This is a genomic window from Streptomyces sp. VRA16 Mangrove soil, from assembly GCF_017377775.1.
Taxonomy (GTDB): Bacteria; Actinomycetota; Actinomycetes; order Streptomycetales; family Streptomycetaceae; genus Streptomyces.
This window is the reverse complement of the sequence record NZ_JAFVLN010000001.1, coordinates 695,045-721,153: the sequence shown is the minus strand read 5'-3', so window position 1 is coordinate 721,153 and position 26,109 is coordinate 695,045. Positions and strand designations below refer to the sequence as shown.

The 26,109-nt window shown below is 71.8% G+C and carries 27 protein-coding genes; 8 read left to right on the top strand and 19 right to left on the bottom strand.

Features of this window, described 5'->3' with window-relative positions; genetic code table 11:
• Positions 1 to 20: 20 nt before the first annotated feature.
• The 5 genes from J3486_RS03105 to J3486_RS03085 form a co-directional block, all read right to left on the bottom strand.
• Positions 21 to 473, bottom strand: a complete 453-nt coding sequence (locus J3486_RS03105) for a hypothetical protein (protein WP_207818341.1) — start codon at positions 471 to 473, stop codon at positions 21 to 23.
• Positions 470 to 1,186 carry a SigE family RNA polymerase sigma factor gene (locus J3486_RS03100; protein WP_307804665.1) on the bottom strand — a complete coding sequence of 239 codons (717 nt, stop codon included), beginning with the start codon at positions 1,184 to 1,186 and terminating at the stop codon, positions 470 to 472. The genes J3486_RS03105 and J3486_RS03100 overlap by 4 nt, the downstream gene beginning before the upstream one ends.
• Positions 1,187 to 1,208: 22 nt before the next feature.
• On the bottom strand, positions 1,209 to 1,655 hold the full coding sequence (locus tag J3486_RS03095) for an LPXTG cell wall anchor domain-containing protein (protein ID WP_207818340.1): 447 nt from the start codon (positions 1,653 to 1,655) through the stop codon (positions 1,209 to 1,211).
• A gap of 137 nt (positions 1,656 to 1,792) precedes the next feature.
• Positions 1,793 to 3,205, bottom strand: coding sequence for a threonine/serine exporter ThrE family protein (locus tag J3486_RS03090; protein ID WP_207818339.1), 1,413 nt, complete (start codon positions 3,203 to 3,205; stop codon positions 1,793 to 1,795).
• Between the two features lie 141 nt (positions 3,206 to 3,346).
• Positions 3,347 to 5,866, bottom strand: coding sequence for a beta-L-arabinofuranosidase domain-containing protein (locus J3486_RS03085; RefSeq protein ID WP_307804704.1), 2,520 nt, complete (start codon positions 5,864 to 5,866; stop codon positions 3,347 to 3,349).
• A 323-nt stretch (positions 5,867 to 6,189) separates the two neighbouring features.
• Between J3486_RS03085 and J3486_RS03080 the strand changes: the two genes are divergently transcribed.
• Entirely contained in the window at positions 6,190 to 6,408 is a 219-nt protein-coding gene (locus J3486_RS03080; RefSeq protein WP_207818338.1) for a hypothetical protein, read from the top strand.
• Between the two features lie 13 nt (positions 6,409 to 6,421).
• Positions 6,422 to 6,835 (top strand): hypothetical protein, encoded by a 414-nt coding sequence (locus tag J3486_RS03075; protein ID WP_207818337.1) that lies wholly within the window; start codon positions 6,422 to 6,424, stop codon positions 6,833 to 6,835.
• Here the strand turns inward: J3486_RS03075 and J3486_RS03070 are convergent.
• Positions 6,826 to 7,359: a DinB family protein gene (locus tag J3486_RS03070; RefSeq protein ID WP_207818336.1), complete on the bottom strand. Its 534-nt coding sequence runs from the start codon at positions 7,357 to 7,359 to the stop codon at positions 6,826 to 6,828. The two genes, J3486_RS03075 and J3486_RS03070, sit on opposite strands and share 10 nt — an antisense overlap.
• Positions 7,360 to 7,546: 187 nt before the next feature.
• Positions 7,547 to 8,074: an orotate phosphoribosyltransferase gene (pyrE, locus tag J3486_RS03065; RefSeq protein WP_207818335.1), complete on the bottom strand. Its 528-nt coding sequence runs from the start codon at positions 8,072 to 8,074 to the stop codon at positions 7,547 to 7,549.
• A gap of 233 nt (positions 8,075 to 8,307) precedes the next feature.
• Here pyrE and J3486_RS03060 point away from each other — a divergent pair, with 233 nt between their 5' ends.
• Positions 8,308 to 10,347 (top strand): NPCBM/NEW2 domain-containing protein, encoded by a 2,040-nt coding sequence (locus J3486_RS03060; RefSeq protein ID WP_207818334.1) that lies wholly within the window; start codon positions 8,308 to 8,310, stop codon positions 10,345 to 10,347.
• Positions 10,348 to 10,410: 63 nt separating this feature from the next.
• Here the strand turns inward: J3486_RS03060 and J3486_RS03055 are convergent, their stop codons facing one another.
• Positions 10,411 to 11,373 (bottom strand): ROK family protein, encoded by a 963-nt coding sequence (locus tag J3486_RS03055; RefSeq protein WP_207818333.1) that lies wholly within the window; start codon positions 11,371 to 11,373, stop codon positions 10,411 to 10,413.
• 160 nt (positions 11,374 to 11,533) lie between these two features.
• Here J3486_RS03055 and J3486_RS03050 point away from each other — a divergent pair, with 160 nt between their 5' ends.
• Genes J3486_RS03050 through J3486_RS03040 form a run of 3 tightly spaced genes read left to right on the top strand, consistent with a single transcriptional unit; the run spans position 11,534 to position 13,567 of the window.
• On the top strand, positions 11,534 to 12,652 hold the full coding sequence (locus tag J3486_RS03050) for a LacI family DNA-binding transcriptional regulator (protein ID WP_229377561.1): 1,119 nt from the start codon (positions 11,534 to 11,536) through the stop codon (positions 12,650 to 12,652).
• A gap of 58 nt (positions 12,653 to 12,710) precedes the next feature.
• Positions 12,711 to 13,325, top strand: coding sequence for a hypothetical protein (locus J3486_RS03045; protein WP_207818331.1), 615 nt, complete (start codon positions 12,711 to 12,713; stop codon positions 13,323 to 13,325).
• The gene (locus J3486_RS03040; RefSeq protein ID WP_374194675.1) at positions 13,322 to 13,567 is read left to right on the top strand and encodes an e9imm peptide; all 246 of its coding nucleotides are present in this window, start codon (positions 13,322 to 13,324) and stop codon (positions 13,565 to 13,567) included. The genes J3486_RS03045 and J3486_RS03040 overlap by 4 nt, the downstream gene beginning before the upstream one ends.
• Positions 13,568 to 13,626: 59 nt before the next feature.
• On the opposite strand, the gene J3486_RS03035 is transcribed toward J3486_RS03040, so the two are convergent.
• The 5 genes from J3486_RS03035 to J3486_RS03015 all read right to left on the bottom strand — a co-directional run bounded on the left by J3486_RS03035 (position 13,627) and on the right by J3486_RS03015 (position 18,183).
• Positions 13,627 to 14,925, bottom strand: coding sequence for an aldolase/citrate lyase family protein (locus J3486_RS03035; RefSeq protein WP_207818929.1), 1,299 nt, complete (start codon positions 14,923 to 14,925; stop codon positions 13,627 to 13,629).
• Between the two features lie 179 nt (positions 14,926 to 15,104).
• A complete protein-coding gene (locus tag J3486_RS03030; protein ID WP_207818330.1) occupies positions 15,105 to 16,067 on the bottom strand; it encodes an electron transfer flavoprotein subunit alpha/FixB family protein in 963 nt (320 codons plus the stop codon).
• A gap of 59 nt (positions 16,068 to 16,126) precedes the next feature.
• A complete protein-coding gene (locus J3486_RS03025; RefSeq protein ID WP_207818329.1) occupies positions 16,127 to 16,915 on the bottom strand; it encodes an electron transfer flavoprotein subunit beta/FixA family protein in 789 nt (262 codons plus the stop codon).
• A gap of 226 nt (positions 16,916 to 17,141) precedes the next feature.
• Positions 17,142 to 17,648 (bottom strand): flavin reductase family protein, encoded by a 507-nt coding sequence (locus J3486_RS03020; protein ID WP_207818328.1) that lies wholly within the window; start codon positions 17,646 to 17,648, stop codon positions 17,142 to 17,144.
• Positions 17,649 to 17,862: 214 nt separating this feature from the next.
• Positions 17,863 to 18,183, bottom strand: a complete 321-nt coding sequence (locus J3486_RS03015; RefSeq protein WP_207818327.1) for a thioredoxin family protein — start codon at positions 18,181 to 18,183, stop codon at positions 17,863 to 17,865.
• 226 nt (positions 18,184 to 18,409) lie between these two features.
• Between J3486_RS03015 and J3486_RS03010 the strand changes: the two genes are divergently transcribed.
• Positions 18,410 to 19,138 carry a 1-acyl-sn-glycerol-3-phosphate acyltransferase gene (locus J3486_RS03010; protein ID WP_207818326.1) on the top strand — a complete coding sequence of 243 codons (729 nt, stop codon included), beginning with the start codon at positions 18,410 to 18,412 and terminating at the stop codon, positions 19,136 to 19,138.
• 27 nt (positions 19,139 to 19,165) lie between these two features.
• Here the strand turns inward: J3486_RS03010 and J3486_RS03005 are convergent, their stop codons facing one another.
• The 6 genes from J3486_RS03005 to J3486_RS02980 form a co-directional block, all read right to left on the bottom strand.
• Positions 19,166 to 19,852: a B3/4 domain-containing protein gene (locus J3486_RS03005; protein WP_207818325.1), complete on the bottom strand. Its 687-nt coding sequence runs from the start codon at positions 19,850 to 19,852 to the stop codon at positions 19,166 to 19,168.
• A gap of 17 nt (positions 19,853 to 19,869) precedes the next feature.
• The gene (locus J3486_RS03000) at positions 19,870 to 20,469 is read right to left on the bottom strand and encodes a transglutaminase family protein (protein ID WP_207818324.1); all 600 of its coding nucleotides are present in this window, start codon (positions 20,467 to 20,469) and stop codon (positions 19,870 to 19,872) included.
• 88 nt (positions 20,470 to 20,557) lie between these two features.
• Entirely contained in the window at positions 20,558 to 21,631 is a 1,074-nt protein-coding gene (locus tag J3486_RS02995) for a low specificity L-threonine aldolase (protein ID WP_207818928.1), read from the bottom strand.
• A 14-nt stretch (positions 21,632 to 21,645) separates the two neighbouring features.
• Positions 21,646 to 22,407: an SDR family oxidoreductase gene (locus tag J3486_RS02990; RefSeq protein ID WP_207818927.1), complete on the bottom strand. Its 762-nt coding sequence runs from the start codon at positions 22,405 to 22,407 to the stop codon at positions 21,646 to 21,648.
• A 29-nt stretch (positions 22,408 to 22,436) separates the two neighbouring features.
• Positions 22,437 to 23,846, bottom strand: coding sequence for a DUF6421 family protein (locus J3486_RS02985; RefSeq protein ID WP_207818323.1), 1,410 nt, complete (start codon positions 23,844 to 23,846; stop codon positions 22,437 to 22,439).
• An 81-nt stretch (positions 23,847 to 23,927) separates the two neighbouring features.
• Positions 23,928 to 24,923 carry an alpha/beta hydrolase gene (locus J3486_RS02980; protein WP_207818322.1) on the bottom strand — a complete coding sequence of 332 codons (996 nt, stop codon included), beginning with the start codon at positions 24,921 to 24,923 and terminating at the stop codon, positions 23,928 to 23,930.
• Between the two features lie 182 nt (positions 24,924 to 25,105).
• Between J3486_RS02980 and J3486_RS02975 the strand changes: the two genes are divergently transcribed.
• Positions 25,106 to 26,104: a hypothetical protein gene (locus tag J3486_RS02975; RefSeq protein ID WP_207818321.1), complete on the top strand. Its 999-nt coding sequence runs from the start codon at positions 25,106 to 25,108 to the stop codon at positions 26,102 to 26,104.
• Positions 26,105 to 26,109: the final 5 nt, after the last annotated feature.

Genomic DNA, 26,109 nt, shown 5'->3' with positions numbered 1-26,109 from the left:
GCACGGAGACCGGGGCCGCCCTAAGGCGAGGACGTGCCCCGCGACGGCGTGGCGCTGTTGTCGCCGGTGTTGGTCGGCGGTGACGAGGGCGACGGGACGACCGAGCTCGGTGTCGCGGTGCCCGAGGGCGGGAGCGACGGGCTCGGTGTGGCGGGGAGCCGTGAACCGGTCGGCGACGGTGGCGCCGCCGGCGGTACGGGCCGGCGGTCGCGGTCCGGACCCATGAGGAGGTGGCCGACGACCATGGCGGCGATCACCGCCGTGGCGAGGCCGACGAGCGGCAGGGCGTAGCGGCGCCATCCGCGGGGCGGCCACGGCAGACGGCGCGGCTGCGGCACCGGCGGCCGGGCCGGGCGCAGGGTCCGTACGGTGATGCTGTCGGCGCGGGCGGCGAGCGCTTCTCGGAGCAGTCGTTCCGTGGCGCGTTCGGGGTGGCCGGGCGGAGCGTCGGCCCGAGGTGTGCGGGGCGTCATATCCGGCCCTCCAGAATCTTTTCGAGTGCGTCAAGGGCCCGGCTCGCGTTCGACTTCACCGCGCCCGCGCTGATACCGAGCGTGGCGGCTATCTCGGCCTCGCTGAGGTCGGCCCAGTAGCGCAGGACGAGGACCTCGCGGCGGCGCGGGGTGAGCCGGGCGAGCGCGGCGAGGACCTCGCGGTGGGCCTCGTCGAGCACGACGGAGTCCTCGGCGGACGGGGCTTCACCGGCCGGTGGCGGGGTCCAGGCCCGTGCGGTGCGGCGGCGGCGCAGCACCGACCTGGCGGTGTTGACGACCGAGGTGCGCAGATAGCCGAGCGCGTTGTCCACCTCGGTGATCTGTTCGCCGTGCCGGCGGTAGAGGGCGGTGAAAGCGTCCTGCACGACGTCCTCGGCGGTGGCCGGGTCGTCCACGAGCAGCACCGCGAGCCGGACCATCCGCAGCCGGTGCGCGTGGTACAGGTCGGTGAGCGTGGGCGGCCGCTCCGCGTGCGCGCCCCCGGCGCCGTACGGCCGCGGACTCGCGGACGGGTGGCGGGGGCCGGGCCGGGCCACCCCGTCGGCGGCCGGGCCGGCCGCTTCGAGGGTGGACCGGTCGCGGCGCAGCAGCCCGCGCAGCAGATCCCGCCGTCCCGAGCGGGCACGGCGGCCGCGCGGGAGCGTGAACGGCAGCGTCCGTGGGGCGAGTTCGGTCAGAGCGGGGCTGGGCACAAGGGTCCTCGGGTGGGGCACGTCAGCGGTGCGAGCGGCGGCGTACGGCGATGAGGGCCCCCGCGCCGCCCGCGACGAGCACGGCCGCCCCGGCGCCCATGGCGGTGGTCACCCCGTTCGAGGCACCAGTATGGGCGAGCTCGTCCTTGGCGGGGGCGGGGGACGGGGTCGCGGTCCCGCCGGGTGCGGTGCTGGGCGCCGCGCTGGGCACGGTGTTCCCGTCGTCGCCGGGACGGGTGGGCGAGGCGGACGGCACCGCGGAGGGCTGCGCCGACGGCGGGAGGCTCGCGGACGGTTCCGGGGCGCTGCTCGTGGAGGCGGAGGGCACCGGGCTCGGGGTGGCGACCGCGGTGGCCGAGGGGGTGGCGGTCGGGTGCGCGGGTGCGGCGTCGGCGGGGTGGGTCGCGGCCAGTGCGGCCAGCAGTCCGGCGGCGACGACGGCACTGCGGGCGGGGACGAGACGGTTCACGGTCGTACTCCACGGTCGGGTCGAGGACGCCGGGCGGCACCCTTCACCCCCACACGACGCGCGACCTCACGCGAGGTTGCCGCCCGGGCGCGAAAACTTTTCCGGCCGCCGCGCACCACTCCACCCTCGCGCCCCGCTCAGTCCTGTCGGGTCGCCTCCGCGGGCTCCACCACCGTCCCGCCGTTGTGCAGGGTGCTCGCTCCGACCATCACCCCGAGCGCCACGGCGACGACGGTCAGCAGCGCGTTCACCGTGGTCAGCAGGCCGTCGGACGCGTGGCCCGCGACGAGTTCGCCGACGCCGGTGAGGCTCAGGGAGCCGGGCACCAGCATCCAGAAGGCGGGCAGGAACGTCACCTGGGCAGGCGGCGCGGCCCGCCACTGCTCCACGATCCGGGCGACGAGCGGCAGGACGACGCCACCGAGGAAGGCGCCCACCAGGGTGCCGGCCAGCGACCGCCCGAACTGCTGGACCCCCTCCACCGACACGAGCACCACCAGCAGCCAGGGCAGACGGGTGAGCGAGGCCGAGGAGTTGAGCGCGAAGCCGACCCCGAGCAGCACGGCCCCGGCCCAGGGCGCCCACGCTCCGAACGACGGGGCGTGGCTGCCGTCGGGGACCGGGTGCGCGGTCATCAGCTGGGCGCCGATGGTGATGCCGAAGGCCAGCAGCACCAGCACGTTGACGCCGTAGACGAGGCGGGAGGAGCCGGACACCAGCGATCCCGTCGCCAGTTCCATCGTGCCCATGGTCAGGGCCGCACCGGGCAGGAACGCCAGCAGCGGCGGGATGACCATCTTGCTGGGGTTCTCACCGAGCAGCGGTCCGCTGAAGCGGTAGGCGAGGACGGTCACGACGACCGCGGCGACGACCGGCAGGGCGAGCGCGAGAAGGCGCAGCGGCCCCACTACGAGTTCGCGCAGCAGGCCGACGGCCACACCGAGGACGGCGTAGCCCACGAGCGCCATGGGGTTGGGGTAGGTGAGCAGGCCGAGGCCGACCGTGAGGATCGCGTATCCGGCGATACGCGGCACGGCGGTGAAACGCGGCGGACGGGCCTCCAGCTCGGCGAGACGGCGCATGCCCTCCTCCGGCGGCACCAGCCGGTCGTGGAGCAACTCGTCGAGGAACGCGTACAGCTCGCCGATCTGGTCGAGGCGCAGGTCGTCGGGGTGGACGGGGGTGAAGTCGGTGACCGCGCCGGGTCCGTCGCCGATCCGTACGAAGACACCGGTCGGCAGGACGAAGGCGTGGACGGGGGGCATGGCGTAGCGGGCGCCCAGTTCCACGATCACCTGCTCGACGCGCCGGGTGGTCTCGCCCGCCCGGCACAGCACGGCGCCGCAGTCGCGCAGGAAGCGGCCGACCTCCTCGGGGCCGAGGGAGGAGTCGTGGGACGCGTGCACGGGCGCCTCGCGCCACAGGGCGCCGATCCGGGCGACGGAGCGGCCGACCCGGTCGGCGAGCCGGTGCAGCGAGTCGTCGGACCGTCCCCGGGAGCGGCGCAGGTGGGAGACCCGCCAGTTCTCCTTCCGCGGACGTCGCGGCACGGCGGGCCTCCTCCGTACGGGCATGTGGCACCCCATGCTGACGTACCAGGACAGAGTTCGCACGACGGGCGACATCTGCAGGGTGGCGCGCCCCGCAACCGTGCGATCGGATGCGGACCGCGCCACCGATACCGGTCGCGCTCAGCTCCCTTGGGCGAGCGCCGCCACCTCCGCGGCCGTCAGGGTCTTGCCGTAGATCCGGAAGTCGTCGACCGAGCCCTTCAGATACGGGTCGGCGTACTGGGACTTTCCGACGTAGCAGGCGCGGACGTGGTTGCCGAACAGGTCCGGCTGCGCGGTGACCTGGTCGTTGCGACCCTTCTCCTGGCCGTCGACGTAGAGGACGGCCGTGCCGTTCCCGTAGGTCACCGCCACGTGGACCCAGGTGTCGATCGGCAACGGGTCGGCGTCGATGCGCTGTTCGGCCCCCGCGCCGCCGGCGGTGACGGCGAACCGGAGGGTGCCGGCGTCGCTGCGCGGGGTCAGGAACAGGTTGGCGGTGGTGCCGGTGCCGAGGTCGAAGACGCGGGTCCACGCCTCGGGGGCGCCGTCGAGCCGCACCCAGGTCGCCAGGGAGTAGGCGGCGGCCCCCGCGATGACGTCCTGGGCCAGGGCCACGTGGCCGTCGGTGCCGTCGAGCGCCACGGCGCCGCCTACCTTTCCGCCGGTCGACCAGGTGGCGCCGCCCGTCAGCTGGGCGGTCATGCCGTGGCCCGTGGCGTCGGCCGCGGTGCTGCCCGACGTCTCGTCGAAGCGGTGCCAGGCGGCGAACTCCGGCGGCGGGGACGGAGGTTCGCCGGTCAGCCAGTACACGTTGTAGTACACGTGGTGGGTGCGGGCGACGGGCAGCAGGGTGACGGTGTCGCCGTCGGCTCGTGCGGTGAACTTCATCGGGGACGCGGCCGTCCGCGTCACGGTGCCGGGGTCGAGGCGCGGCATGCGCGGCACGGCGCTGTCGCCGTACTGTCCGGCGAGGACCACGGGCCCGTACAGGACGGCCTGTACGTCCTGGTCGTCCGGGGTCGGCTCGATGGTCAGCCGCATCGGCAGGGTGACCTCAAGCCGGTCGCCGCGCTGCCAGCGGCGGCGCAGCGAGAACCAGCTGCCCGGCTTCGGCCGGTCGGCGAGGGCGCGGCCGTTGAGCGTGACGCGGGAGCCGGTCGTCCAGGAGGGGATGCGCACGCGCAGTTCGTGCTCAGCCCGTCCGGCCGTGACGGTGAGCAGGGTGGTGGCCCGGTCCGGGAACCCGGTCGCCTGCCGCCAGGTGATGCCCTGTTCGCGCCAGGTCACCTCTGCGGGCACGAAGAGGTTCACGAGCAGGCTGTCGGCACCGTGCGAGAAGACGGTCTCGGCGAACTTCGCCTGGGTCTCCATGCCGGAGCCTTGGTCGCAGGAGAAGTTGTCGTAGTCCGTGGAGTAGGCGTTCGGGTCCTCGCCCATGAACGACGGCTGCTGTTTGAAGGAGCCGGGAGCCAGGCCCGTGTAGTAGATGTTGAAGCCGTGCGCGGAGTCGGGGTCCTGCTCGCCCAGCATCTGGTTGAACAGGGTGCGCTCGTAGTAGTCGAGCAGGTCGACGCGGTCGGGTGCGTGGAAGTGCATCAGGCGCGTCAGCTTGAGCATGTTGTAGCTGTTGCAGTTCTCGCAGCAGCCGTTGGAGAGCTGGGAGGCGATGGCGTCGGGCTCGTGGAACGCCTCGCCGTTGCTGTTGCCGCCGATGACGTACGTGTGGTGGTCGGTGACGATCTGCCAGAAGTTCTCGGCGATGGTGCGGTAGCGGGCGTCGAGCCCCTCCTCCCACAGCCGCAGCGCGCCCACCATCTTCGGAATCTGCGTGTTGGCGTGCAGGCCGGCGAGCCGGTCCTCGTTCTTGGCGAGCGGATCGAAGACGACCTCGTGCGTGAACCGTTCGGCGACCTTCAACCAGTTCGTGTCGCCGGTGATCTCGTGGAGATCGGCGAGGACCTCGTTCATCCCGCCGAACTCGGTCTGCAGGACCCGCTGCATCTGGTCGTGGGTCAGCGCGCCGGTCCGTTGGTCGACCCAGGCTGCCTGGCGCAGGACGACGTCGAGAGCCTGGTCGCAGCCGGCCAGCCGGTACTGGTCGACGAGCCCCGCCATGATCTTGTGGATGGTGTAGTACGGCGCCCAGACGCCCGTACCCGCTTCGAGGCGGTCGAAGAAGCTCTCCGGGAACGCCGAGAGATATCCGGTCGCGTAGCCCGCTTTCGGTGCGGCGTCCTGGCATGCGGCGAGCGCCGCGACGAGCCCCCGGCCCTTGTCGCGGACGGCGGTGTCCCCGGTGTTGGCGTAGGTGAGCGCGAGCCCGGAGAGCAGGTGCCCGGTGCTGTGCCCGCGCAGTTCCACGTCCGGGCCCTCCCAGCCGCCGCAGGGTGCGGCGCCCGAGGGCAGGCCGACGTTCTTGCGGAAGGTGTGCAGCAGCCGGTCTGTGTCGACGAAGTGCAGGTAGGCGGTGTTGCGCCGCTGGTTGTCGCGGAAGGCGCCGGGCAGCAGGGCGACGGCGTCGAGGGCGAACGGCTTGACGGCGACCGGGCCCTGGGCGGCCCGCGCGCTCGGTGCGGCGTCGGCGGCGGTGCCGGGTGCTGCCGCGGCGGGGGTCAGGGGGAGGACGGCCGCCGCGGCGCCGGTGGCGGCCGCGGCGATGAACTGCCGTCTGCCGGGCGGGGTGTGCGAGGGGGTGTCCTGGCCGCCCGGTCCCGGACGGTCGTCGGTGGCGGTGGCGGTGGGTGCGGGTGCGGGCACGGGTGCGAGTTCGGGTGCGGATCTCTCGGTGCGGCTCACGTCGTCTCCTCGCGTGACGTCAATGTTCGCGATTTCGGACAGTAGACGTAATTCCGGACGCGAATGTAGGCGCGCCCCTCGCCATGGTCAACACCTCGGGCACCACCACGCTCACCCTCAACTCCCCACCCGTGCAAGCCGATCCACCCCGGTGCGGGTCGGCGTTCGCGGCCATGCCCGGCGGCATGACGCAACCCGCGCCGCGCGGTCCGCGGGCCGCCCTCGTCATCGTCAGCGGCGTCCGGGGAGTCTTCTGGGGCACCTGGTCGGCGCTGCTTCCCGCGGTACTGGCGCGGGTGCACGCCACGACCGGTGAACTCGGTCTCGGTCTCGCTCTCACCGCGGTGCCGCTGGGGGGCGACGCCCGCGATGGCGGTGGTGGGCCGGTTCGCCGTCGGCCGTGAGCACCGTGCGCCGATGCTCACCGTCGTCGCGATGGCCCTGGGCATCGGGGCGTTGAGCATGACCGGCACGCTCACCGGGCTCGGCGTCGCGCCGCTCCTCGCGGGGGCCGCGAGCGGTGCGCTGGAGGTATGTCTCGACGCGGCGACGGCCCGCGCCGAACGCATGGGCGGCCGCCCGCTGTTCCAGGCGGTGCACGCCGCCTCCCCGCTGTCGGTGATCGCGACGGCCCCGCTGACCGGTCCGGCCCGGCAGTCCGGCCCGGGCATCCGCGTCGTCCTGCTGCTGAGCGCGGCGGCGCTGCTCGGCAGCGTCCTTCCGTTGCTCGCACCAGCGGCCGCGGACCGCCCGGACGACCGCGCCCACCAGGGAGTTCGAAGGCTCCGTACGGCACGGGTACGCGACCTGGCCGCGGCGCCTCAGCCGTAGGGATTGCAGACGAGGTACCCGTCGACGCGCGCGAGCAGTGCGGAGTCGGGGTCGGGCGGCAGCGCGTGCCCGAGGTTCTGGGCGCGGACCTCACCGATCCACTGGTCGTGCTGGTACTCGTGGTTGATCAGCGCGGTGAGCAGACCGACCGCGACGATGGACAGTTGCGTCGGAGCACCCACCCGCCCGCCGGCGATGTCCCCGATACGGGCGTGAACGCGCTCGGCGACGGTGTCGCGGAAGGCACCGAGCCGCTCGACGGTGGGCAGGGCCCCGCGGAACTTCTCCGGGTTGGCGGAGTCCATCACCGCGTCGAGCCCGGGGTCCGGACTCGGTTCGGCCGCGGTCAGGTTGCGGACCATGAAGTGCGCGACGTGCGCCTGATGCCCGAGGTGCCAGCCGATGGCACTGGAGTCCTCGTGCGGACGCCAGACGACCTCGTCGGGCGTGAGGTCGCGCCACAGGTCGTCGGTGTAGGCACGGGCGCGGTCGTATTCACGCAGCAGGGCTGTGAGGTCGTACATGGCTCCACCTGTCGGAAGTTCGGGGTGCTCCGCATACGGTAGGCGCGGACCGTGTGCGCCGATGGACGAGGTGGCGGACACGGTTCACGAGGACCGCGACCGGAGGCCGCGGGGGGCCGTTCAGCGGCGTGGCGGCGCTGTCGGCCGACGGTCAGGAACGGGCCGGTTCCACGTACAGCCTCTCCGGTCAGACGGCTGCGGCCCGCAGATCACCGGCGGTCAGCAGCGAGACGAGCGCGACCCCCTCGACGCGGAGTGCTTCGGCGCCGCCCTGCTCACGGTCGATCACGCACAGGGCTTCGCGCACGTCCGCCCCCAGGGCGCGCAGGTCCGCGGTCGACAGCACGATCTGTCCCCCGCTGGTGACCACGTCCTCGACGACGAGTACCCGGCGTTCCTCGACATCGGCCCCTTCGGCGAGCCGGCAGGTGCCGTAGGACTTGGCCTGCTTGCGCACGAACGCGCACGGCAGCCCCGTGTACCGGCCGAGTGCGGTCACCACCGGAATGCCGCCCATCTCCAGGCCGGCCAGCACCTCGGTACCGGCCGGCACCAGCGGGGCCATCAGCCGGGCGATCTCGTCGAGCAGTACCGGGTCGGCCTCGAACCGGTACTTGTCGAAGTACTCCGTGGCCGTGCGACCGGACCGGAGGGTGAAGCGACCGCTCAGGTGGGCGGCGGCATGGATACGGCGGGCCAGATCAGAATGCGTCACAGGCACCCAGTCTTCCATCCGCAGCACACCTCAACCCAACACAACCGAACGGACCTTCCCTCCAGAACCCCCAACTCCCGTCGCCGTCAAGGGTTCTGACGAAACATCCCTCACCTCCCACCGCATTTGATCCGACCTCTTCCAACAGACTCCAACACGGCCTACCGTCAACGCGCACCACTGACACGTACATGCCGTGATCCAATCTGCCGCAAGTACGGAGGAGCGTCACGATGCGTCGTCTTCCCACCCGCGCACCCCGGGCCGTCCGGCGAAGAATCGTCGGAGCGATGGCCGGTGGCGTGCTGTGCGTCGGCGGGCTCGCCGCCCTGCCCGCCCCGGCGTCGGCCGCCCCGGTGACCGAACCAGCCGCCGCCGAGGCGGAGTCGGCCGCCACACCACCCATGGGGTTCAACAACTGGAACTCCACGCACTGCCGGGCGGACTTCAACGAGTCCATGGTCAAGGGCATCGCCGACATCTTCGTGGACAAGGGCCTGAAGGCCGCCGGGTATCAGTACGTGAACCTGGACGACTGCTGGGCCCTGCCGGCGCGTGACGCGGACGGCAAGCTGGTACCGGACCCGGTCCGCTTCCCCAACGGGATCAAGGCCGTCGCGGACTACGTCCACTCCAAGGGCCTCAAGCTCGGCATCTACACCAGCGCCGGGACGAAGACCTGCAACAGCGCCGGCTTCCCGGGCGCGCTCGGCCACGAGTACAGCGACGCGCAGCAGTTCGCGGACTGGGGTGTCGACTACCTCAAGTACGACAACTGCAACAACCAGGGCGTGGACGCCAAGCAGCGCTACACGACGATGCGCGACGCGCTGCGCGCCACCGGCCGGCCGATCGTCTACAGCATCTGCGAATGGGGCCAGAACAAGCCGTGGGAGTGGGCCGGGCAGCTCGGCCAGTTGTGGCGCACCACCGGTGACATCAGCGACAGTTGGGGCTCCATGCTGTCGATCATGAAGCAGAACCTGCCGCTCGCCCCGTACGCGGGTCCCGGGAACTGGAACGACCCGGACATGCTGGAGGTCGGCAACGGCGGCATGACCGACACCGAGTACCGCACGCACTTCTCGATGTGGTCGATCATGGCGTCGCCGCTGCTGATCGGCACGGACCTGCGCAAGGCGTCCGACGAGACGTACCAGATCCTGTCCAACCGCGATGTCATCGCCGTCGACCAGGACCCGCTGGGCAAGCAGGGCACCGTGGTGTCGTCCGAGGGCGGCCGCTGGGTGGTCGCGAAGCAGATGGCGGACGGCAGCCGTGCCGTCGCCCTGTTCAACGAGTCGGGCAGCGCCCAGCGCATCGCGACGACGGCGCAGGCGGTCGGGCTCCCGGAGGCCGACGCGTACGTCTCGCGCGACCTGTGGCAGCACAAGAACTACAACACCGCGGGCGGCATCGCGGCGACGGTCCCCGCCCACGGCACGGTGCTGCTGCGCGTGTCGGTGAACCCGCGCTGGGCCGAGTACCCGCCGGCGGCCGAACTGGGCGCAGGACAGGGCCTGTTCGCCGAGGCGGGGCGCCCGGTGCCGTTCGACAGCACGTTCACGAACCAGGGCCGCACCGCGGCCCGTGACGTCTCCGTCTCGCTCGACGGCCCCGACGGGACCGACTGGGCGGTGAAGGCGGGCGGCCCGGCCAAGGTCCCGGCGCTGGAGAGCGGCACCTCGCTCAAGACGCCCTGGACGGTCACACCGCCCTCGGGCACGTCCGACGGCTCCTACCAACTGACCCTGAACGCCACGTACCGCTCGCCCCAGGGCACCCGGGTCACGACCCAGGCGCCGGTGACCGTGCAGGTGGTGACGGCCCCGCCGAGCGGCGCCTCGTCCCTCGGCGACCTGGCCTGGATGTCCGCGGTCAACGGCTACGGGCCCGTCGAGCGCAACACCAGCAACGGCGAGAGCGCGGCGGGCGACGGTCATCCGATCACCATCGGCGGCACCGTGTACGCCAAGGGGCTCGGGGTGCACGCGCAGAGCGAGGTCACGTACTACACGGGCCGCGCGTGCGAGCGGGTCACCGCCCAGGTCGGCGTCGACGACGAGAAGGGCACCAAGGGCACGGTCGCGTTCGAGGTCTGGGCCGACGACCAGAAGGTGGCCTCGACGGGCACGCTGACCAACGCGGACGCGGCGCGGGCGGTCTCGGCCGATGTGAGCGGCGCCCAAGTGGTGCGGCTCGTGGTCACGGACGGCGGTGACGCGGTCGACTCCGATCACGCCGACTGGGCGGACGCGCAGCTCAGCTGCTGACGCGTCGGCGGGAGGTGCGGCCCGGTCCTGCGCGGTCGCCCTCCCGCCCTCCGCTCCTGGCCGTCAGACGGTCTGGCGCCACGCCTCCTCGACGGAGCTGCCGGCGTGCAGCGCCGCGGCCGCCGCTCCCACGAGCCCCGCGTCCGTACCGGTCGAGGCCGGGACCACCGTGAGCCGCTGGACGAACGAGAGCGTGGCGTAGTCGCGCAGCGCGCGCCGCAGCGGGGCGAACAGGACGTCGCCCGCCTTCGCCACTCCCCCGCCGATCACCGCGATGTCGATCTCCACGAGCGTCGCCGTCGCCGCGATACCGGCGGCGAGCGCCTTGGCCGCGCGCTCGAAGGAGGCCACCGCGATCGGGTCGCCCGCACGGGCGGCGGCGGCCACCGCGGCCGCGGTCGTGTCGCCGTCCGGCCCCGGCTGCCAGCCCGCGGCCAGGGCACGCCGGGCGATGTTGGGCCCGGAGGCGATCCGCTCGACGCAGCCGCGTGCACCGCAGGGGCACGGGTCGCCGTCGAGGTCGACGCTGATGTGGCCGATGTGGCCCGCGTTCCCGGTGGGGCCGGGGTGGAGCGCGCCGTTGAGGATCAGGCCGCCGCCGACACCGGTCGAGACGACCATGCACAGCGCGTTGTCGTGACCGCGCGCCGCGCCCTGCCAGTGTTCCGCCGCCGTGATCGCCACGCCGTCGCCGACGAGTTCGACGGGCAGTCCGCCGGTGGCCGAGCGGACGCGGTCGACGAGCGGGAACGCACGCCACCCGGGCACGTTGACCGGGCTGACCGTGCCGGCCGAGCGGTCCACGGGGCCCGCACTGCCGATGCCGACGGCCCCCGCCTTGGGCCACAGGTCGGACTCCGTCAGCTCGGTGAGCACCGCCTCGACCGCGCCCATCACCGTCTCGCCGTCCTCCTGCGCGGGGGTCGGCCGCTGCGTTCGCGCGAGGATGTGGCCCCGGTCGTCCACCAGGGCGCCGGCGATCTTGGTGCCGCCGATGTCGAGCGCGGCGACGAGGTCCGTGTGCATCTGTGTCAGGTCTCCTGATGGAAAGGGGAGAAAGGGCAGCTGGGAGAAGCCAACTCTAAGCAGGCCCAGGAATGCGGTGGACAGTCTCTCCCGCATCTGACAACGTTGTCCAGGCCCTATGCTCGACGCCACATGCCCGCGCGCCGACCCGTGCAGCATGATGAACCCCCATGAACGGTCGCCCACACCCGCCCCGGGCAACCGCCCTGACGGCAGTGACGACAGGACAGGACAGCGCATAGTGGACCGCACCGCCCGCCGCACGGAGAACCGCTACGGCAATCGCCCGACCATGAAGGACGTCGCCGCGCGCGCGGGAGTCGGCCTCAAGACGGTGTCCCGGGTCGTCAACGGTGAGCCCGGAGTCACTCCCGACACCGAGCGGCGCGTGCAGGAGGCGATCGCGGCGCTCGGTTTCCGGCGCAACGACAGCGCGCGGGTGCTGCGCAAGGGACGTACGGCGAGCATCGGCCTGGTCCTGGAGGATCTGGCCGACCCCTTCTACGGTCCGTTGAGCCGGGCCGTGGAGGAGGTCGCCCGGGCGCACGGCGCACTGCTGATCAACGGGTCGAGCGCCGAGGACCCGGACCGGGAGCAGGAGTTGGTGCTCGCCCTGTGCGCGCGCCGGGTCGACGGTCTGGTCGTGATCCCGGCCGGGGACGACCACCGTTATCTGGAGCCGGAGATCGCGGCCGGTGTCGCGACCGTCTTCGTGGACCGTCCCGCGGGGAAGATCGACGCGGACGTCGTGCTGTCGGACAGCTTCGGCGGCGCCCGTGACGGCGTCGCGCACCTCATCGCGGGCGGCCACCGCCGCATCGGCTTCATCGGCGACCAGCCGCGCATCCACACCGCGGCGGAGCGTCTGCGCGGCTACCGGGCGGCGATGGAGGACGCCGGGATACCCGTCGAGGACCGCTGGATGTCGCTCGGCGTGACCGACCCCGAGCGGGTGCGCCGGGCCGCCGAGGAGATGCTGAAGGGCCCCGATCCGGTCACGGCGATCTTCGCGGGCAACAACCGTGTGACGGTCACCGTGGTCCGCGTCCTGTCCGAACTCGACCGCGATGTCGCCCTGGTGGGCTTCGACGACATCGAACTGGGCGATCTGCTGAAGCCGGGCGTGACGGTGGTCGCGCAGGACGCCGCCCAACTGGGCCGCACCGCCGCGGAACGCCTCTTCCGCCAACTGGACGGCGCGACGCTGCTGCCCGAACGCATCGAGCTGCCGACGCGGCTGATCGAGCGCGGGTCGGGGGAACTGCCGCCCGCGGGCTGAGGGTTCACAGGGCTGCGCCCCAGCGGCGTTGTCAGTGCCCGCCGTTACGGTCGGGTGCATGAGTATGGGACTGAGCGTCTTCCTGCTGGATCCGTCGGCCACGCACGCCCTCGTGGGCTCCTGTGACGATCAGCTCCTGGAGGTGATACGCGACAAGTTCGCGGACGACCTGGCTCGTGACGACGACTGGTTCCGTGACCAGATAGACCAGGGCGCTCCGACGGCGTACGAGGCGCTGCGCACGGTCGTGCACGGCGGTCCCTTCCCGACGGGCGGCTCGCCGGGCGCGAGTCAGTACGGGTACGCGTACAAGCGGCTGTGCTCACTGACCGGGTCGCATCTCGACAACAGCTCGTTCTGCCCGTACCGCAGCGGCTGGCTGGAGGCCGTGGACGAGGGGCTGCGGACGATCGGTGTCACGGCGGTGTCCGTCGCCGGCCTCGGCGGCTGGGACGGCCTGCCGAAGGGGGTGCCCTGGAGCGAGTTCCCGGGCTGCGGCGAGTGGACGCACGAAGAGTGCGCCACGGCCTTCGAGCAGTTCGAGGCGGGCGATCGCGCGGACCGGGGGGCCGGCTTGGCGCCCGAGGTGTTCGCCGCCGTGTCGGACTGCGCGCGGTGGGTCGCGGCGGCCGCCCGGCGTCCGGGGTACGGAGTGATCGGCTTCCAGTCGTGAACCGGAGCGGCCTCGGCACGGACGCGGGGAAGAGCGGTGAGCAGGCCGTCGCGCTGGTCCGGCGGATCATGGCGGCCGATGGCGGCGAGGACGAGATCGACGGATGGCTCAGCGGTCTTGACCGGGCCCTCGGCTGTCCCACCGGGCATGTCGCCGGCCTGATCTTCTGGCCGCCGGAGGGCGAGTTGACGGCCGAGGAGGTCGTGGCGAAGGCACGGGCCCACCGCCCGTTCGCCCTGTAGCGCCCGCCGTGCCCGGGCCGGTGCGCACACACCACTGCCCTCCCCCGGCCGTGTACGCCCTACTCGGCGCTGGCCGTCAGGTCGCCGCGGCGCGGGGCGGAGTAGCCCTCCAGGTCGCCGCGGGTGAGGCCGGTCAGGCGGGCCACCTCGGCGATGTCGAGGGCGCCGCAGTCCAGGCCGCGCAGCAGATACCCGGCGAGCGCCTTGGCGGTGGCGGGCTCGTCGGCGATGTCGCCGGAGGCCTGGCTCGCGTAGGCGGCGAGGCGGGCGGCCGCCTGCTCGAAGCCCTCGCGGTAGAAGGCGAAGACCGCCGCGTAGCGGGTCGGGATGTGGCCCGGGTGCATGTCCCAGCCCTGGTAGTAGGCGCGGGCGAGGGCGCGGCGGGTGAGGCCGTAGTGCAGTCGCCACGCGTCGTGGACCTTGGCGGTCGGGCCGACGGGGAGCACGTTGGTCGAACCGTCCGAGACACGTACGCCGGTGCCGGCGGCGGCGACCTGCATGACGGCCTTCGCGTAGTCGGCGGCCGGATGGTCGCTGGCCTGGTAGGCGGCGGAGACACCGAGGCAGGCGCTGTAGTCGAAGGTGCCGTAGTGCAGCCCGGTGGCGCGCCCCTCGGCGGCATCGATCATCTTGGCGACCGCGGCGGTGCCGTCGGCGCCGAGGATGGACTGGCTGGTCTCGATCTGGATCTCGAACCCGAGCCGCCCGGCGTCGAGCCCGTGCGCCTTCTCGAACGCCTCCAGGAGCCGGGCCATCGCCGTGACCTGCTCCGGGTACGTCACCTTGGGCAGCGTCAGGACGAGACCTTCGGGCAGGCCCCCGTGCTCCATGAGGCCGGTGAGGAAGATGTCGAGGGTGCGGATGCCGCGGTCGCGGACGGCCTCCTCCATGCACTTCATGCGGATGCCCATGTACGGGGCCGCCGTGCCGTTCGCGTAGGCCTCGGCGATGACGCGGGCGGCGCGGGCTGCCGTCTCGTCCTCGTCGGCGCAGGAGGCGGGCCGGTAGCCGTCCTCGAAGTCGACGCGCAGGTCCTCGACCGGCTCGCGCTCCAGCTTCGCCCGTACGCGGCTGTAGACCGGCTCGGCGAGCTCGTCGGAGAGGCCGAGGACGGCCGCGAACGAGGCGGCGTCCGGGGCGTGCTCGTCGAGCTGCGCGAGCGCCTGGTCGCCCCAGGAGCGGACGGTGCCGGCGTCGAAGGCGTCACCGGGGACGTAGACCGTGTGGACCGGCTGGCGGGTGCCGGGGTCTCCCGGGTACCGGCGGGCGAGCTCCGCGTCGACCGGGGCGAGTGAGGCGCTGATGCCCTCGCTGACCGCGCCCGCGAGGCTCGTCGACACCTTCTCCTGCTGACCCATTCGTGCACCCTCCATACGCTCACTGTTTCCACTTCACGGAATCAACAATCCGTATAGCGAAGTTAACCGCCGTCCCGGGCCAGGTCAATGGTCATTTTCCGGGCCCGGGTACGCGGACGGGGCCGCGCGGTGCAGAACACCACGCGGCCCCGTCGGCACATCACTGCAGCGGAACAGGTTCAGCCCTTGCGGGAGTTGACCTCTTCGGTGAGCTGGGGGACGACGTCGAAGAGGTCGCCGACGACGCCGTAGTCGACGAGGTCGAAGATGGGGGCTTCGGCGTCCTTGTTGACCGCGACGATGGTCTTCGAGGTCTGCATGCCGGCCCGGTGCTGGATCGCGCCGGAGATGCCGTTGGCGATGTACAGCTGCGGGGACACACTCTTGCCGGTCTGGCCGACCTGGTTGGAGTGCGGGTACCAGCCCGCGTCGACCGCGGCCCGGGAGGCGCCCACGGCCGCGCCCAGGGAGTCGGCGAGGGCCTCGATGAGGGCGAAGTTGTCCGCGCCGTTGACGCCCCGGCCGCCGGAGACCACGATCGCGGCCTCGGTCAGCTCCGGACGCCCGGTCGACTCGCGCGGGGTGCGCGCGGTCACCTTCGTACCGGTCGCCTGCTCCGAGAAGGACACCTCCAGGGCCTCGACGGTACCGGCGGCCGGGGCGGCCTCCACCGCGGCACTGTTGGGCTTGACGGTGATGACCGGGATGCCCTGCGAAACCACCGAGCGGGTGGTGAAGGAGGCGGCGAACACCGACTGGGTGGCCACCGGACCGTTCTCGCCGGCCTCCAGGTCGACGGCGTCGGTGATGATGCCCGCCTTGAGACGCAGCGCCACACGCGCGGCGATCTCCTTGCCCTCCGCGGAGGAGGGCACCAGCACGGCGGCCGGGCTGACGGCGGCGACCGCGGCCTGCAGCGCGTCCACCTTCGGCACCACCAGGTAGTCCGCGTACTCGGCGGCCTCGTGCGTGAGGACCTTGACCGCACCGTGCTCGGCCAGCACGGCGGCCGTGCCGGCGGCACCGGCACCCAGCGCGACGGCGACCGGCTCACCGATCCGGCGGGCCAGCGTCAAAAGCTCCAGGGTGGGCTTGCGGACGGCACCGTCCACGTGGTCGACGTAGACCAGAACTTCAGCCATGGGACTTCAATCTCCTGCAATCACAAAGAAGTGGGGCGGTTGGGTGGGGTGACTGAAGCTCAGATGAACTTCTGGCCCGCGAGGTACGCGGCGAGCTGCTTGCCGCCCTCGCCCTCGTCCTTCACGATCGTGCCCGCGGTGCGCGCCGGACGCTCCGCGGCCGCCTCGACCTTCGTCCACGCGCCCTCCAGACCCACTTCATCGGCCTCGATGTCCAGGTCGGAGAGGTCCCACGAGGTGACCGGCTTCTTCTTCGCCGCCATGATCCCCTTGAACGAGGGGTACCGCGCCTCACCGGACTGGTCGGTCACCGACACCACCGCCGGCAGCGACGCCGCCAGCTGCTCGCTCGCCGCATCCCCGTCCCGGCGGCCGGTCACCGTGCCGTCGGCGACCGCGACCTGCGACAGCAGCGTCACCTGCGGCACCCCCAGACGCTCCGCGACCAGCGCCGGCACGATGCCCGCCGTACCGTCGGTCGAGGCCATCCCCGAGACCACCAGATCGAAACCGGCCTTCTCGATCGCCTTCGCCAGCACCAGCGACGTGCCGATCGCGTCCGTGCCGTGCAGATCGTCGTCCTCGACGTGGATCGCCTTGTCCGCACCCATCGACAACGCCTTGCGCAGCGCGTCCTTCGCGTCCTCCGGACCCACCGTCAACACGGTGATCTCCACGTCGTCATCGGAGTTCTCCGAGATCTGCAGCGCCTGCTCCACCGCGTACTCGTCCAGCTCCGACAGCAGGCCGTCCACGTCGTCACGGTCGACGGTCAGGTCATCGGCGAAGTGCCGGTCGCCGGTGGCGTCCGGCACGTACTTCACGGTGACAACGATCCTCAAGCTCACGCCGGCTCTCCTACTGCAATCGTCTTTTACTGGGCGGCTTTGCTGCCTGCGGCGGAAATCGCCTCGTTGCAGGCAGCATAGGCGCCGGAAGCGGACTCTTCCGGTCGGGGCGGCCCGCGCTCCGAACGAAATATTACTCGCCAGTACACCCAGTTCTTACCCGCTAAGCAAGCGCTTTGAACTGTGACCTAGCCAACGGTCCCCCATCGCGTGGACCTGGGAACTTTCAGTCGCGCAGCGCGTTGAAGCGTCCCTGGTGGTAGAGCAGCGGGCGCCCGGCACCCGCCGAGTGCCCGCAGACCGCCTCGGCGAGCACGATCCGGTGGTCCCCCGCGGGTACCCGCGCGACGACCTTGCAGACCATCCAGGCCAGGACGCCGTCGAGGACCGGGACCCCTTCGGGACCTTCGGACCAGCTCGTGGGGGCGCCGAAGCGGTCGGCTCCGCTACGGGCGAACGTCGCGGCGAGGTCGGCCTGGCCCTCCTCGAGTATGTGCACGCCCACATGGGTGGCCTCGGCGACGGTGGGCCAGCTGGAGGAGCCCACGCCCACGCCGAAGGAGACGACCGGGGGTTCGGCGGAGACGGAGGTGAGGGAGGTGGCGGTGAATCCGACGGGGGCGCCGCCGGCCGCCGTGATCACGGCGACGCCCGCGGCGTGCCGCCGGAAGACCGAGCGGAGGAGGTCGGGGCCGGCGGACAGGGCGGTGCGCAGGTCGGGAGTGACCGTCATGGAGTTGTCCTTCTGCGGGAGGGTACGAGCGGGGTCCGTGGCTGCGTCAGGAGACACAACAGCGGGCGCTCGAACAGCGCGCGAGGTCGACATGGACCCGCTGGTGGAGAAGGAGTTCCGGCGGCATAAAGTCAGACTGACGATAGGTGGCGTGCGCAGTCAAGTGCGTTCCGTCATCTGGGAGATGCGTCACCCCGGCTCGCGGGCGCAGCCGTCACACAGCCTGGCCGAGCGCGGCGATGACGTCCGCCTTGCGCGGCTGCCCGGCGGCGCGCCGGACCTCGCGGCCGTGCGCGTCCAGGACCAGCACGGTCGGCGTCTTCAGGACACCCACGTCGCGTACGAGATCGAGCCGGGCCTCGGCGTCGATCTCGATGTGCGCGACGCCCGGGACCATGGCGGCGACCTCGGCGAGCACCCTGCGCGTGGCCCGGCAGGGCGCGCAGAAGGCGCTGGAGAACTGGACGAGCGTCGCCCGCTCCCCCAGTTCCGCACCCAACTGTGCGGCGCCCAACGTCACTTCACCCACGGTCACTCCTGTCCTCCTTTGTCCGTCGCTCTCGGTACAGCGCACAAACGTTCCCGCTGATTCCGGCCAACGTGACAAGGATCTCGCGCGGCACAGGAACCAGGACTGGCCACCCGGCCGTTCTTGGGGCACGATCTGCGCAAGCCGCAATACCTACGGCTCCGTAACTTAACGCCGGGAACCGTCCCACCCACCACGTTCCCCAGGCACTTCAGAAGGGTCCTCCCCCTCCATGGCAGAGCTCGTCTACCGTCCGGTCATCGGCGCCGCCCTCACGATGTTCAAGGCGCTCGACCTGAAGATCGACTGCAAGGGCTCGGAGAACATTCCGCGCTCGGGCGGTGCCGTCCTGGTCAGCAATCACATCAGCTACCTGGACTTCATCTTCGACGGCCTCGCCGCGCTGCCTCAGAAGCGTCTGGTCCGCTTCATGGCCAAGGAGTCGGTGTTCCGGCACAAGGTCTCCGGTCCACTGATGCGCAGCATGAAGCACATCCCGGTGGACCGTTCGCAGGGTGAGCACGCGTACCAGCACGCGCTGCAGTCGCTGCGCGCGGGCGAGATCGTCGGGGTGTTCCCGGAGGCGACGATCTCGGAGTCGTTCACGCTGAAGAGCTTCAAGACGGGTGCCGTGCGGCTGGCGCAGGAGGCCGGGGTCCCGCTGATCCCGATGGCGCTGTGGGGCACGCAGCGGCTGTGGACCAAGGGGCGTCCGCGCAACTTCAAGCGGCAGCACATCCCGGTCACGATCCGGGTCGGCGAGCCGATGGAGGCGCCGACGGACCAGTACGCGGGTGCGATCACACGCCGGCTGCGCGGCCGGGTGCAGGAGCTGCTCGAAGCGGCGCAGCGCGCCTACCCCGTGCGCCCCAAGGGACCGAACGACACCTGGTGGATGCCGGCCCATCTCGGCGGCACGGCCCCGACCCCCGAAGAGGTCAAGGCCGCAGAGGCCGGCTGAGTCGGGCGGCCGAGTCGAACGACTGCGTCAGACGGCGGGGTGCACGGTGATCCGGGCGCCGGGGCTGAACTTCTGAAGGAGTTCGGCCAGTTCGGCCCCCGCCGCCTCCAGCCCCGCGTGCTCGCCCATGCCCTCCAGGAGGAACAGGGCGTTCGTCGACGTGTCGTCGAGGCAGGTGCGCGGGCCCTGCCGCCAGTTCCAGCGACGGCAGGTGACCCCCTCGTCGTCGCACCAGACGACCTCCCCGGCCTCGGGGTGCTCGACGACCCGCTCCCCCGCCGCCACGGTCACGAAGTCCTCCGCGCCGGTGGCGCGCACGAGTCGCATGCCGCCCCGGATCCGGTCGAGGTCCTCGCCCCCGACGGGGATGAGGTGGGCGACGCTGATCGCGTTGTAGACGTCCACCAGAGTGTTGATGCGGGGCAGACCCGCGTCACTGAGCGCCCTCTTCGCCAGCGCCTCCGCCGAGTTGCGGGTCCGGTTGGGCTTGGCGCCGAAGGCCTTGTACGTGTCGCGCCAGGCCACCATGTGCGGATCCTCGTGCGGCGCGCGCCCGTCGAGGCGCTCGGCGAGCCGGCGTGCGGCCTCGTCGAGAAGGGCCGACGTCTCCGGGGTGCTGGGCGTGTTGACGAGGTCGTACGCCTCGATGGCGATGTGGTGGAAGCCGGGGGCGAACGCGCGGACGTCGTCGGCGACGGTGAGCTGGAGGACCATGACGGGTGCGGCCTGCCTTACAAGGTGAGCGAGTCGGGGAGGTTCTCCCAGAGGTACGGGCGGTCCGGCGCGCTGCGCAGAATGTCGAGCACGACCGGATGAGGTACATCAAAGAGTACCGGATAGTCCACCTCGCTGGACTCCGGATCGGGCACCCAGGCCAGCCGCTCGCCGTCCAGCGAGAACTGGGCGTCGACCCCCGGTTTGTTGCCCCGGCAGTCCTGCCGGTGCCATGCGCCGCGGAACCGTACGGCCACGAGTCCGTGCACACACCAGCCGGTCCCGGCGTCGTGCGTCAGCCGCTGATAGCAGAGCGCGGTGGGGATGTCCTCGGCGCGCAGCAGCGCCGTGAGGGCGTGCGCCTTGGCGTGGCAGATGCCGGTGCCCTGCGCGAGGACGTCGGAGGCCCGCCAGGTGACGCGCAGGTCCCCGCTGTCGGCGGAGTGCGGAATGGTGTCGCGCACGAACTCATAGGCGGCGCGGGCGTATGCATATGAATCGGCGGCGCCTTCGGCGAGCCGCGCGGCGGTCTCGCGCACCAGTGGATGGTGATGGTCGATGACGCCGTCGGCCGCCAAGTAGGCGGAGAGATCAGGGTTCTGCTGGATCAGCTGCATGGCACGCGAGCATAGAAATGCGATCGACCGCGCGTCAATACTTTTACGATCGATCGCATATCTATGCAGCCATGCGGGGTGGAACGCGCTAGCGCGCCATCTCCTCCTTGAGGGCGGCGACGAATCCGTCGACGTCCTCCTCGCGGGTGTCGAAGGCGCACATCCAGCGGACGTCGCCGGCCGTCTCGTTCCAGAAGTAGAAGCGGTACTTCTTCATCAGGCGCTCCGAGACGTCGTGCGGGAGGCGGGCGAAGACGCCGTTGGCCTGCACCGGGTAGAGGATCTCCACGCCGTCGACGGCTCGCACGCCCTCCGCGAGGCGCTGGGCCATCTCGTTGGCGTGCCGGGCGTTGCGCAGCCACAGGTCCTTGGCGAGCAGCGCCTCCAACTGCACCGACACGAACCGCATCTTGGAGGCGAGCTGCATGGACAGCTTGCGCAGATGCTTCATGTGGCGCACGGCGTCCTGGTTGAGGACGACGACGGCCTCGCCGAACAGCGCGCCGTTCTTGGTGCCGCCGAGCGACAGGATGTCCACGCCGACCGCGTTCGTGAACGTACGCATCGGGACGTCGAGCGACGCGGCCGCGTTGGATATCCGGGAACCGTCGAGGTGCACGACCATGTTGCGCTCGTGGGCGTGGTCGCAGATCGCGCGGATCTCGTCGGGCGTGTAGAGCGTGCCCAGTTCGGTGGACTGCGTGATCGACACGACCTGCGGCATGGCCCGGTGCTCGTCGTCCCAGCCCCACGCCTGCCGGTCGATCAGCTCGGGGGTGAGCTTGCCGTCCGGCGTCGGGACGGTGAGCAGCTTGAGGCCGCCCATCCGCTCGGGGGCGCCGCCCTCGTCCACGTTGATGTGCGCGGACTCGGCGCAGACCACCGCGCCCCAGCGGTCGGTGACCGCCTGCAGCGCGACGACGTTGGCGCCCGTGCCGTTGAAGACCGGGAACGCCTCGGCGCTCGCCCCGAAGTGGCTGCGGATGATCTGCTGGAGATGGGCCGTGTAGTCGTCCTCGCCGTACGCGACCTGGTGCCCCTCGTTGGCGAGGGCGAGGGCCGCCATCACCTCGGGGTGGGCGCCCGCGTAGTTGTCGCTGGCGAAGCCCCTGACCGTGGGGTCGTGGTGCCTGCGCGCGTCGGTCTTCGCGTTCTTTCCCAGGGTTGCCAAGGGGTTTACGGCTTCTCGGTCAGCCACAGACGGGTCCCGTTCACTTCGGCGGCGGGCTTGTTCCAGACTCCGGTGATGGCCTCGGCCAGCTCCTTGACGTCCGTGAAGCCCGCGAACTTCGCGTTGGGGCGTTCGGCGCGCATCGCGTCGTGCACCAGCGCCTTGACCACCAGGATCGCAGCCGCCTGCTGCGGTCCGGCGTCACCCCCCGCCTTGCGGAAGGCGTCGCCGAGCGCGAGCGTCCACGCCTCGGCGGCGGCCTTGGAGGCGGAGTACGCGGCGTTGCCCGCGGTGGGCTTGGACGCGCCCGCGGCGCTGATCAGCAGGAAGCGACCGCGCTCCGACCGGGTCAGGGCGCCCTCGAAGGCGAGCGAGGTGTGCTGCACCGTACGGATCAGGAGCTTTTCGAGGAGGTCCCAGTCGGCGAGGTCGGTCTCGGCGAAGGACGCGCTGCCGCGCCAGCCGCCGACGAGGTGGACGACGCCGTCGACGCGGCCGAAGTCCTTCTCGATGCGGGCGGCCCAGTCACGGGTGGCCTGGAGGTCGAGGAGGTCGACGGTGTCGCCGACGACGGTGGCGCCGCCGTGGGCGTAGCGCGCCTCGTCGACGGCGGCGGCGAGGCGCTCGGCGTCCGCGTCGGCGCCGACGACCGTGGCGCCGGCCTCGGCGAGCCGCTTGAGCGTGGCCCGTCCGGCGGGTCCCGCCGCTCCGGCGACCGCGATCACCGCACCGTCCAGGACGTCCTTGCTGGTCGTGGTCTCGGTCATGGCCGTCGCCTCCTGCTGGTCGCTGTTGCTCACGCGGCGACCTGCTCGGCGTCCGCCGCGGTGATGCCCTTCGTCGAGGCGATCACGTTCTTCAGCTTCTTCGAGAGGGCCTCATAGAACATGCTGAGCGGAAACTCGTCCGGAAGCACCTCGTCCACGAGCTTGCGGGGCGGCAGCGAGGTGTCCAGGGCGTCGGGGCCCTTGGCCCAGCGGGAACCCGGGTGCGGGGCGAGATACGTGGAGACCAGGTCGTACGCGGCGAACCAGTGCACGAGCTTGGGGCGGTCGATGCCGTCGCGGTAGAGCTGCTCGATCTCGCCGCAGAGCTGGTTCGTCACCTCGGGGGCGCGGTTCCAGTCGATGTGCAGCTTGTTGTCGGTCCAGCGGACGACGTCGTGCTTGTGCAGGTACGCGAAGAGGAGCTGGCCGCCCAGGCCGTCGTAGTTGCGGACGCGCTCGCCGGTGACCGGGAAGCGGAACATGCGGTCGAAGAGCACGGCGTACTGGACGTCGCGGCCCTGCGGGACCCCGTCGGCCTCCAGCTTCACGGCCTCCTTGAAGGCGGTGAGGTCGCAGCGGAGCTCTTCGAGGCCGTACATCCAGAACGGCTGGCGCTGCTTGATCATGAACGGGTCGAAGGGCAGGTCGCCGTGGCTGTGCGTGCGGTCGTGGACCATGTCCCAGAGCACGAACGCCTGCTGGCAGCGGTCCTGGTCGCCGACCATGTCCTTGATGTCGTCGGGCAGTTCGAGCCCGAGGATGTCGACGGCGGCCTCGGTGACGCGGCGGAAGCGGGCCGCCTCGCGGTCGCAGAAGATGCCGCCCCAGGAGAAGCGCTCGGGGGCCTCGCGCACGGCGATCGTCTCCGGGAAGAGCACCGCCGAGTTCGTGTCGTAGCCGGAGGTGAAGTCCTCGAAGGTGATGCCGCAGAAGAGGGGGTTGTCGTAGCGGGTCGCCTCCAGCTCGGCGAGCCACTCGGGCCAGACCATCTTCAGGACGACGGCCTCCAGATTGCGGTCCGGGTTGCCGTTCTGCGTGTACATCGGGAAGACCACCAGGTGCTGGAGGCCGTCCCGGCGCCGGGCCGCGGGCTGGAAGGCGAGCAGGGAGTCGAGGAAGTCGGGGACCTGGAAGCCCTCGTCGGACCAGCGGCGCAGGTCGCCCACGAGGCCGTCGAGATAGGCGGCGTCGTGCGGCAGCAGCGGGGCGAGCTGCTCGACGGCGGATATGACGCGGTCGACGGTGAGCTCGGCGTCTGATTTCGCGGGGGCGCCTTCGGCGGCGAAGTCGATGGACCCGTCCGCCTTCTGCCAGGTCCTGATCTCCTCCACGGCGTCCTTGAGCACGGGCCAGGCCGGGTGCTCCACCACCCTGTCGCCGACCGCCTGGACCGAAGGAACGTGCCCCTCCGCGCCAGCCTGCACAAGAATTTCCGTCATGTCTCTTCCTCCACGGGAGAACCTCGCGTAAGGACACCGTATGCGCGCGAGGTTCTCCGCCACAAGAGGAGACGCCGAAAATTATCCTGCGCCACCCCCGTGGTCACCGTCGTTTTTCCTGTCTCGCCTGCTTGAAACGATGACCTCGACCACATCCGCCAGAGCACGGCGGGCGTCCTCCAGGAGTTCGGGGAAGCCGAAGAAGCCATGGAACATGCCGGGGAAACTGCTCTCGGTGACCGGGACTCCGGCGTCCTTCAGTGCCTGCGCGTAGGCGCGCCCCTCGTCGCACAGGGGGTCACAGCCCGCGGTGACGACGTGGGCGGCCGGGAGCCCGTCGAGGCGCTCGGCGAGCAGCGGTGAGACGTGCGGGTGGGCGGGGTCGCCGTCCGGCCCCAGGTACTGCTCACGGAACCAGGCGCAGTGCGCGGCGGTGAGGAAGTAGCCGTCGGCGTTGGCGTCGAACGAGCCGGTCTTCTGACGGACGTCGGTGGCGGGGTAGACGAGGATCTGCCGGGCGACGGCGGGGCCGTCCTCGTCGCGGGCGATCTGGGCGACGACGGCGGCGAGATTGCCGCCCGCACTGTCCCCGGCGACGCTCAACGCGCCCGCGTCGGCGCCGAGTTCGGCGGCGTGGCCGGCGACCCAGCACAGGGCGGCGTACGCGTCCTCGACGGCGGCGGGGAACCGGTGCTCGGGGGCGAGCCGGTAGTCCACGGACACGACGACGGCACCGGCGTCGCGGCACAGGGCGCGCGCGGTGGAGTCATGGCTGTCGAGATCGCAGATGACCCAGCCGCCGCCGTGGAAGAAGACGACGACGGGCACCGGTCCGGGCGCACTGTCGTCCGGCCGATAGATCCGTACCGGGATCGGCGGAGCCCCGGCGGGACCCGGTATCGCGCGGTCCTCCACGGCGCCGACGACGGGCGCGGGGAACGGCTTCTCGGGCGCCGCCGAGAGGATCCGCCGGGCCTCGGCGGCATCGGTGACGGCGCCGCCGAGGTCGGGGAAGAAGGCGGCCATGGCGTCGACGAGGGGGCGGGCCTGCGGGGCGAGGCGGTCGTGAAGTGGCATGCGGGCTCCTGGTGGTGGGTGTGGTGCCGGCAGGGGCGGGGCCCCGGGCGGCACGGCGGGCGCCCGATGGTGACGCCTGCCGCGCGAGAAGGACAGGCCGACGAGCGATGCCGCGTGCGGACGGGGCGGTTTCGGCGGTCCCGGCTTCGCACCGGCCCCGAGATCGGCGCCGGTGCGAGGGCATGACAGGGTGTCGGCCGACGACGCGGCGCGCCGGAACCGGGCGCGAGCGGGAACTGGGGGACCACGTGGTCGAGACGGCACCGCGGGAACGCGCCGAGCTGCAGCGCGCCTTTCCCGAGCTGGCTCCGTACGGGCTGCCGGCGGCGCGGCTGCATCCGCGGCCCGGGACGCCGACGGTCCGCGACAGTTCCGTGGGCGGTCCGCCGCTGTGGCCCGCGGACGAGCCCTGGCCCACGTGTGCGGGTCCGCATCCGGAGCCGATGGATCTGGGTCCGCGTGCCGAGGACGCGTCGCACGCGGCGCTGCACCAGGTCATCGCGGCCCTCGGCGCGCGGCCCGTCCCCGGGGCGGCCCCGGTTCCCCTGGTGCCGGTCCTGCAGCTGCGGCGCTCCGACGCGCCCGGGACGTACTTTCCCGGCGACGCGGACCTGCTGCAGATCCTGTGGTGCCCGCGGCAGCACGCCGAGGCGTCGGACGGGCTGCGGCCCGCGGTCTTCTGGCGGCGGGCGGCGGAGGTGACGCCGGGCCCGGCCCGTCCGACGGCCGAGCCCGGCCCGCGGGTACCCGTACCGTGCGCGGTCCACCCCGAGGAGCTCGTCGAGTTCCCGTGGATGGAGCAGGGGTACGGGTACACGGTCGGCCCAAGCCCGCTGCCCGGCGCGCTCCAGCGGCGGATCCACGCGTGGGACGCCGACCGGGCCAGGGGCCTCGACTACCACGCGCTCGCCGTCGCGCCGGGCTGGAAGGTCGGCGGCTGGGACCTGACGCATCCCGTCTGCGACTGCGGCACCACGATGGTCATGCTGTTCCAGACGTCGCAGTACGAGTTCCTCGACGGCACCTGGGCGCCGCGCGATGACCCGGGTTTCCCGTGGGGCGATCCCGGCGACGCGGCCGCGCAGCAGCCGACCGGCGTGCGGCTGGGCGGCGACCGGTGCGCCATGGTTCACCTCTGCCCCGCCGACCCCGACCATCCGCTCCACCACTCGGTGAACTGACCACC

Coding starts and splice junctions, on each gene's coding strand:
- J3486_RS03105 (WP_207818341.1), bottom strand. CDS start 473: ATGACGCCCCGCACACCTCGGGCCGACGCTCCGCCCGGCCACCCCGAA.
- J3486_RS03080 (WP_207818338.1), top strand. CDS start 6,190: ATGACGCAACCCGCGCCGCGCGGTCCGCGGGCCGCCCTCGTCATCGTC.
- J3486_RS03075 (WP_207818337.1), top strand. CDS start 6,422: ATGCTCACCGTCGTCGCGATGGCCCTGGGCATCGGGGCGTTGAGCATG.
- J3486_RS03070 (WP_207818336.1), bottom strand. CDS start 7,359: ATGTACGACCTCACAGCCCTGCTGCGTGAATACGACCGCGCCCGTGCC.
- J3486_RS03060 (WP_207818334.1), top strand. CDS start 8,308: ATGCGTCGTCTTCCCACCCGCGCACCCCGGGCCGTCCGGCGAAGAATC.
- J3486_RS03055 (WP_207818333.1), bottom strand. CDS start 11,373: ATGCACACGGACCTCGTCGCCGCGCTCGACATCGGCGGCACCAAGATC.
- J3486_RS03050 (WP_229377561.1), top strand. CDS start 11,534: ATGAACCCCCATGAACGGTCGCCCACACCCGCCCCGGGCAACCGCCCT.
- J3486_RS03045 (WP_207818331.1), top strand. CDS start 12,711: ATGAGTATGGGACTGAGCGTCTTCCTGCTGGATCCGTCGGCCACGCAC.
- J3486_RS03035 (WP_207818929.1), bottom strand. CDS start 14,925: ATGGGTCAGCAGGAGAAGGTGTCGACGAGCCTCGCGGGCGCGGTCAGC.
- J3486_RS03030 (WP_207818330.1), bottom strand. CDS start 16,067: ATGGCTGAAGTTCTGGTCTACGTCGACCACGTGGACGGTGCCGTCCGC.
- J3486_RS03020 (WP_207818328.1), bottom strand. CDS start 17,648: ATGACGGTCACTCCCGACCTGCGCACCGCCCTGTCCGCCGGCCCCGAC.
- J3486_RS03010 (WP_207818326.1), top strand. CDS start 18,410: ATGGCAGAGCTCGTCTACCGTCCGGTCATCGGCGCCGCCCTCACGATG.
- J3486_RS03005 (WP_207818325.1), bottom strand. CDS start 19,852: ATGGTCCTCCAGCTCACCGTCGCCGACGACGTCCGCGCGTTCGCCCCC.
- J3486_RS03000 (WP_207818324.1), bottom strand. CDS start 20,469: ATGCAGCTGATCCAGCAGAACCCTGATCTCTCCGCCTACTTGGCGGCC.
- J3486_RS02990 (WP_207818927.1), bottom strand. CDS start 22,407: ATGACCGAGACCACGACCAGCAAGGACGTCCTGGACGGTGCGGTGATC.
- J3486_RS02985 (WP_207818323.1), bottom strand. CDS start 23,846: ATGACGGAAATTCTTGTGCAGGCTGGCGCGGAGGGGCACGTTCCTTCG.
- J3486_RS02980 (WP_207818322.1), bottom strand. CDS start 24,923: ATGCCACTTCACGACCGCCTCGCCCCGCAGGCCCGCCCCCTCGTCGAC.
- J3486_RS02975 (WP_207818321.1), top strand. CDS start 25,106: ATGACAGGGTGTCGGCCGACGACGCGGCGCGCCGGAACCGGGCGCGAG.